Annotated in this window: 3 protein-coding genes and 3 pseudogenes; 1 reads left to right on the forward strand and 5 read right to left on the reverse strand. The window is 44.4% G+C overall.

What is annotated here, in order from left to right:
• Positions 1-118 (forward strand): annotated as a pseudogene (locus AC2VE5_RS24105) (IS1 family transposase); the annotation flags it as partial.
• Positions 119-129: 11 nt separating this feature from the next.
• Here AC2VE5_RS24105 and AC2VE5_RS24110 read toward each other — a convergent pair.
• The 5 genes and pseudogenes from AC2VE5_RS24110 to AC2VE5_RS24130 form a co-directional block, all read right to left on the reverse strand.
• Positions 130-735: pseudogene (locus AC2VE5_RS24110) on the reverse strand (DUF262 domain-containing protein); the annotation flags it as partial.
• 182 nt (positions 736-917) lie between these two features.
• Positions 918-1100 carry a hypothetical protein gene (locus AC2VE5_RS24115; RefSeq protein WP_486890169.1) on the reverse strand — a complete coding sequence of 61 codons (183 nt, stop codon included), beginning with the start codon at positions 1098-1100 and terminating at the stop codon, positions 918-920.
• The gene (locus AC2VE5_RS24120) at positions 1097-1669 is read right to left on the reverse strand and encodes an ATPase (RefSeq protein ID WP_486890171.1); all 573 of its coding nucleotides are present in this window, start codon (positions 1667-1669) and stop codon (positions 1097-1099) included. The genes AC2VE5_RS24115 and AC2VE5_RS24120 overlap by 4 nt, the downstream gene beginning before the upstream one ends.
• A gap of 11 nt (positions 1670-1680) precedes the next feature.
• Positions 1681-2889: a restriction endonuclease subunit S gene (locus AC2VE5_RS24125; RefSeq protein WP_486890170.1), complete on the reverse strand. Its 1209-nt coding sequence runs from the start codon at positions 2887-2889 to the stop codon at positions 1681-1683.
• A pseudogene (locus AC2VE5_RS24130) lies at positions 2883-4604 on the reverse strand (N-6 DNA methylase); the annotation flags it as partial. The gene AC2VE5_RS24125 and the pseudogene AC2VE5_RS24130, both read right to left, overlap by 7 nt.
• Positions 4605-4730: the final 126 nt, after the last annotated feature.

Here is a 4730-nt window from a genome sequence, read left to right on the forward strand (position 1 = left end):
TTACTTCAATTGGATTTGGCAGCATAGTCGGTTCAAGTCCACTGCCGCACAACGAGCAGGATTAACCTCTCGACCATGGACTTGGAATGATATCGTGACCTATCCCACAATAATCTGACGCACTACCTAATTATCACTGTCTGTAGCAATCTCAATTAACCCTACTTTCGTCATCAACCAATAGACAAAGTGCGGTAAAGCTTCACTAAGTTCGCCCACTAGATCCTTAGACTCGATATTGTCGTAGCGCGCATACATGGTTTGAAGCGACTCATCCTTGTCATCTGGGTTAAAGTCCCTTGCGTAAAAAAGTGCTTCAATGACTGGCAGTCGCTCTTGGATGTCTAGATTGAATTTAGGTTCGCCTAAGTTATCACTGAAGATTAACGGAGCAATACTTCCTGCTACCGCTAACCCCTGCTCTTTGGCAGCATTGTGAAGGTAGATTAGCAGTAAAGTTAAAGAAGTAACGCGCTGTTGTCCATCAACTAGGTAATTTTTACCATTGCGTTTACTGACGATGATAGAACCAAGAAAATACCCATCGTAGGTACTGACTTTAGAAGTTGCATCACCTGTTTGGTAGTAGTTTAAGAATTTGTCCCGCAGATCGCTCAGTAGTTCGTCGATGTTTTCTTTTTCCCACTTATACTCGCGTTGGTACTCGTCGATTGCAAAAGATTGATTTTGCAGGAGTTGCTGTACGCTGCGGTAGTGAGGGGTAATCGTACTCATGCTGATTGCGGTTTTTAGGTAAGTAATTCCTAAGAGTTTTCTTCTTGCTTATGAAGAATTAGGAAATAGATGTCTTACCTATATTGCCTCAGAGAATTATGAACCGCCACATTTGGCAACGCCAGAACTTGTATGGGGTGTTTGTTCTTCACACTTTTCTTTGCAATCTCTTTTTTAACGCCTTATTGAGGCTTTGATACTGGTTCGATTAAGGGTTGCGGTGCATCTTCGCCAATCGCTACAGGCTCACCGTCTTGCCAGATGACTGCATAGTGACCTAGACGACGCTTACGTTCAAGAGTTTCAGTAGCAACTTGTGTGAGGGTATCTAGTATTTTTTGAGTATCTTGAGAAAATTGGCTCATAATTCTGCCTGCTGAGTGAGTTGATTAAATAGGATTTGATTAATAATAGTTCGATTTTCTCTTTGTTGGACGAATATTAGTTCAGGACTTTCGCCACTGTTCATAAAACAGCTAGTGCTATTTGCTAGGAAACTAAATTCAGTCAGAAGATTTTGTAAGCTGCGAGGAAATCGGCGTTCGAGGTCTGCTTCAGCAATATTGTGTCCGCCGTGAGTTACTCTCTCTGCTACACGCATCTTTGACATTTTTAAATTTGGCAGTGCCAGATAAATGAGTTCCACTTTCCAGCCATCTGCTTGTAATCGAGCGATAAGTTTGAGATAGGTGCGTCCTGAAAGAGTGGTTTCAAAAGCAAAGCTCTGACGATTGCGTATATGGTTTTCAATTTCTTTGAGGAAGATGCGGCTGGCGGCAAGAAGTGCGGCTTCAGGAGCTAAAGGTGACAAGCCTGCGGCGATCGCATCAGCGTTGACAAAGATGCGGCAGTTGGCAACTTGGGGTAAATACTGTAAGGCAAAAGTCGTCTTGCCTGCGCCATTAGGTCCGGCGATTATCCAGCAGGTCGGCAAGGGTTGGGAATTCACAGCAGCCTCGTCCTCCCAGTAAGAAGTTCTTGCATCATGCCGCTCTTGATGGCTTGGGTTTTGGCAAGGCGACTTTCTAAAGCTGTGATCGCTTTATCCATATCAGACAATACCGTTGCGATCACTCTTTGTTCTTCTGCTTTTGGTATAGAAACAATCCAATCGTGAACATCATTTCTATTAAGTGTAGGTACACCCGAACCACTGCCAAACCTTTCTAACTTGACTGATTTATACAAGTAATAGATATATTTTGGGTTGTTACATTTGAATTCAGTGACCCACAAAGCAGTGTTATGAGGCCAATAGTTTTCGGAAACATAATGCACATTTCCAATTGTGCCAGAGCGTCCAGTGACAACACCTGGAGCTTTGACCATGAAATCAGAGTGATGATTAATTATTCCATTTGAATAAACAACGGGATAATGACCTCTTCTTAATTGAGATGTAGGCAAATCAAAGCCACGCTGTAATGGAGCAATATCTCCTAGCCTCAAGGCATCCCAATCTTCAGGAATCAAACCGATCACACTTTCCTTACAACCCTGTCCCTCACCAAATCCCGGTAGGCGCTTCTTACCTGTGAGGAGTTGCTGCATGGTGGAGCTTTTGAGGTCGCGCTGTTTGGCAATGAGCTTATATAGGGCGGCAATTAGGGCATCTACGTCAGATAAAGCTTGGGCGAGTGATCGTTGTTCGGGGAGGGGTGGTAGGGGTAATAATAACTGACCGTATTCATTACCGTTAATTCCCGGTTGTCCACTCCGCATAGACATTAACTGCACCCAATTCCAGTAGGCTTTCGTTTTTACATACTGAGAAAGAAAGCCTGGTAACAATACATCTTTATCAGCTTTTACCCTAATAAGAAATCCTGCATACACGAGCCTCCCGTCTTTTGGTCTATATAAATAAGACTTGCCAACACTAGCACCAGTTCTTGCAAAAACTAAATCACCTTCTTCAAGAAAATATTTGCTTGCGCTGGAATGTTCAACACTTACTAAGTTTTCTGGCTTAAAGTGACCTTCTTCTGAAATATCAGTAATTCTAATATAAGTAGGGAGATTACCTTGACACGTAACCGCAGCAGCATTAATTCCATATTGAGGGTTTGTCTTCAATGCAGTTTTCAATTGCTTAACTTCCCAATCTTCAGGAATTAGCCCGATTTCAGTCTGCTTATATCCTTCCTTCACCATACCAACCCCATCCGCCTCAAATGCCCCTCCACCTTACTCGACAACTTCTCTACCTCTTGCACCAACTGCGGCAACGGTTCGGCATAGCGTTCCTCTAACATCTTCACCCGATTTGCTAACTGCTGCGTCACCCGCTCAATTTCTGAAGCGATCGCATTTCTTAAAGTTGCCTGCCATTTGTCATCCACCACTAGGGTTTTAATTTCGTCCTCCGTCAGCTTCGGGTATTGGGCAAACACCAATCCATCTAGCACTGCTTGCGCCTCCTTCACTGCTTTTTTTACCTCCGCCTCCCGGTCGAATAGATCGAGCCACTGCTGCAATACCGTCTGTTCCTCTTGAGCGCTGGTATCGCCTTTTAACTCTTTCAACCGACCCACGACGCTAGATTTAGTTAATTTACCAGCATCGGTTTGAGCATCTGTTAGCGTACCTTCTTCGCCACTGTTTTCTTCAACCAACGTTTCCAACTCTTGAGCAATGGCATCGAGATCCACCTGCAACCGATCAATTGCTTCCTGCTGCTGGGCAAAGTAACGGGTGATGATTAGCCCAGGCGGAACTAAGTCAGACTTACAGCAGTTCTCATTCCGATAAAGTACAGCTTTAGGATTTAATTACTGTGAGGTCATGCTTAAGGTGTACTGCACTCAAGTGCGAACCGCTATATATTTGTGCTTGTCGATAACTAGATCCGGCGTTTCCTTTAGCTTCTCGCCCCTCTTTTCCGATAGCTGCCGCAAAGCCCGCCCTGCTGCCCAACCATCTTGCACTAGCACGTACACGTCGTCCTGCATCGTCTCCGCCCAGTAGTCCATCAATAGCTGATAAATTTCATATCGACTTAATAAATCAGCCTTTGTAAATCGAGTCAAAAGGTCTTCAGACAACGTGAAAATTAACTCTTTAGGTTTATCGGCGATCTCAATTCCCTTTAAGCGCTCGTCGTGTTCCTTGCACCAGTTAGTGTAAAGCAGCAAAGAGCGATCGGCAAAAGTAGTAAATTCTGGATGATTTAGAATTGTTGCCTTTACCTTGCTTACCTCTACCAAGCTATTGCTGTAGCCTGCGCGATCGCTCGGTGCAAACAGAGTTTTGCGTAGAGTGGGAAACACTTGCCAATAAGCTTGCAGCGCATCAATATCCGCATTAGGAGTGCCGCCATTTAGATGAGCGTTGAGGTCATGCAGGTCTTCAGGCTCGCTAGAGTCGATGTAGCGCGGGATATTGAGGTTGTAGTCATTTTTGGCAATTTCTTCTAAACTGACTGTACGGCTGTAGCAAGGCAGTTCAATTTGGCGGGTGAACGCATCGACAATTTTATGAATATCCTGGCTCCGCAATCGATTTTTGTTGCCATCTTTAATAAAACCCTTACTGGCATCTATCATAAATAGCCCTGTTCGAGCGGCGGCGTTAGCTTTGTCGATGACAATAATGCAAGCGGGAATGCCCGTGCCGTAAAATAAGTTTGCAGGTAAGCCGATGATACCTTTGATATAACCTTGCTTTACAAGGTTCTGGCGGATACGCGCCTCTGCATTGCCCCGAAATAGCACTCCGTGGGGCAAAATTACTGCTGCCTGTCCTGTGCTTTTTAAAGATTTGAGAACGTGCAATAAAAAAGCATAATCGCCGTTTTTATCTGGCGGCGTACCATATTCAAATCGCTGGAATTCATCTTCATTAAGGTTAATGCCGTTAAGCCAAGACTTACAGCAGTTCTCAGTTGGGTGAAACATAGCAACAACAGTGGGTAAACCAGCCAATAATATCTTGGAGTGTCACCGCAGCTAGAGCATCCGTGATTGCCTGGTCTAACTGTGCATAAGTTCTTGCTG

The sequence above is a fragment of the Aliterella sp. E5.1 genome (assembly GCF_057473825.1).

Excerpts from the sequence above, each read along its gene's own strand:
- AC2VE5_RS24115 (WP_486890169.1), bottom strand. The coding sequence starts at position 1,100 with ATGAGCCAATTTTCTCAAGATACTCAAAAAATACTAGATACCCTCACA.
- AC2VE5_RS24125 (WP_486890170.1), bottom strand. The coding sequence starts at position 2,889 with ATGGTGAAGGAAGGATATAAGCAGACTGAAATCGGGCTAATTCCTGAA.